Origin of the sequence: Actinophytocola sp. (assembly GCF_036378875.1) — a bacterium.
Lineage (GTDB): Bacteria > Actinomycetota > Actinomycetes > Mycobacteriales > Pseudonocardiaceae > Actinophytocola.
In genome coordinates this window covers 1-2,048 of record NZ_DASUVO010000148.1, presented here as the reverse complement: position 1 = coordinate 2,048, position 2,048 = coordinate 1, and the positions used below count along the sequence as shown (strand labels likewise).

Annotated in this window: 2 protein-coding genes; one reads left to right on the top strand and one right to left on the bottom strand. The window is 70.6% G+C overall.

Translation table 11 applies throughout. The features are described 5' to 3' along the window. On the bottom strand, positions 1-1,619 hold a 1,619-nt coding region (gene tnpC, locus VF106_RS42015), incomplete at its 3' end, for an IS66 family transposase (protein ID WP_330845616.1). Between the two features lie 216 nt (positions 1,620-1,835). Here tnpC and VF106_RS42010 point away from each other — a divergent pair. Continuing rightward, positions 1,836-2,048, top strand: a 213-nt coding sequence (locus VF106_RS42010) for a hypothetical protein (protein ID WP_330845615.1), incomplete at its 3' end; no start/stop codon positions are given.

Here is a 2,048-nt window from a genome sequence, read left to right as displayed (position 1 = left end):
GTCCAGGGCAGGAATCGATCCAGGGCGGCGCCGGTGGGGGGTTTACCGCCGGCTTCGGCGCAGGCGTGCAGGTAGGCGCCCAGGTAGGCGAGGGGGTTCAGCCCGGCGCGTTGCGCGGTGGCGGTGATGGTCCAGGCCCGGCCGGCCAGTTCGGCGGAGATTTTCGAGCCGGAGCCGTAGAAGTTTTTGCGGCCCACGACCGGGCCGCGTAGCGCGCGCTCCGCGCTGTTGTTGTCCAGCGGCAGTTCGGGGAACTCGCGGTGCCGCGCCAGGCCCTCCCATTCCCGGTCCAGGGTGGCCAGCACCTTGACCGCGGCCGGGTGCATCAGATGCGCGTTCGCGGCCTGGGTGTGGCGCTCACGGTCGATCGCCGCCAGGGCGGTGTCGAACTGCTCGGCGGCCTCGGCCTGCTGCGGGCTGCCGGGCGCGGCGGCGGTCAGGGCGGAGTGGGCGCGGTAGAGCGCGCCGATCCGTTCCAGCCAGGCCTCGGTCCACACCTTCAGAGCGTCGGGGTGGGCGTCGCCGGCCCGGACGAAGTAGCGGCGGATATGGCTCCAGCACCACAGGTTGTCTACCCCGTCCATGCGGCCCAACGACTGGTAGACGGTGTAGAAGTCCGAGGACAGCAGCAGCCGCCGCCCACCAGGCAGGATGTCGGGCAACGCCGCGGTGTCCGGGTCGGTGGTGATGCCGAGTTGGGTGGTGAGGACCTTCAGCGACCGGGACGGGGCGATGGTGAACACGGTGGTGTCCGGGCCGGCGAACACCCACAACCACCAGCGGTGGCTGTCCTTGCCCGCCACGGCGGCGTACACCTGCCAGCGTGTCTCGTCCACATGCAGGTGCGCGGCGGCGGCGTTCCGCTCGCTGATCTTGGCGGCCAGCGGGGCCAGCAGGTCCGAACAGGCGGCCAACACCCCGGCCAGGGTGCCGTCGGCCAGGTCGAGCCCGTCATGGGCCAACGCGGCCGCGATCCGGTGCGTGGGCCGGCCCAGCACGAACTTCTCCACCAGCAGCCGGGCCAGGAACCCCGAGGTGAACCGGCCCTTCGCGATCGGTTTCGGCGCCGGCGGCGCGGCCAGCACCCCGCGGACCGGGCAGCGGCAGCCGCGCCGGTAGGTCGGACGGCGGATCACCACCCGGACCACCCGCACCTGCCAGTCGATCAGCTCGCAACACTCCTCGCCGAACGGCACATACCCGGCCCCGCAACGCGGGCACACCCGCTCGGCTTGCGGCACGTCACGAACATGTTCCTCGGTAGGGAGATGGGAGTAGTCCCGGCGGCCGTGACCCCGTGAGCCCTTCTGCTGCCCGCGACCACGCCCGCTCGCCCGGCCACCACCCTGCTCGGCGCTGTCGGGACCGTCGGGGCCGCCCTCACCCTCCACTCGCCCGACCGGCTTCTTGGCGCTCTGCTTCTCCGAGGACTTCCCGAACGCCAGCCGGGTCAGCTCCGCCACCTTCTCGGCCAGCGCCCCGACCTGGCCCTCCAGCTCGACGACCCGGGCCCGCAGCTGCGCCGCCTCCGCCTCGGACCGCTCGGCACGCGCCCGCCAACGCTGCGCCTCGGCACGCCAGAACCCGACGTCACCGCCAAGATCGCCGTCCCCGCCCATGATCGCGCGAGAAGATCACCATCAGCGCCCCGAGTCCAGCACCCCAACCCAGCGTGTCGCGACCAAGAACCACCTCAGTCAGCCACGACAACCACAGCTACGGGATCACCGAATACTTACGTCCCGGCACCGTAGTGCGGGTCTCCGTAGGTGCCGCGGAGGGCAGCGGTATGAAGTGCGGCGACGCACCGTCTTGGCGGAAGGAAGGGTAGTTACGTGCCCACGTTGAACATGCTGCTGGATCAGACACTGCCGTTGAATCGCAAGGAGCGCTACTACACCGGCACGGTGCTTCCGGCGATCGTGTGCGCGGACAACTTCGCGCATCTGGGTCGCCTAGCAAACCTCTTGCCTACTGGTGATCTCGACGTCCGCGCCGAGCCCGAGGACTGCACAGCCCTGTTCTTCACCGAGTACGGCTTGAGCGAG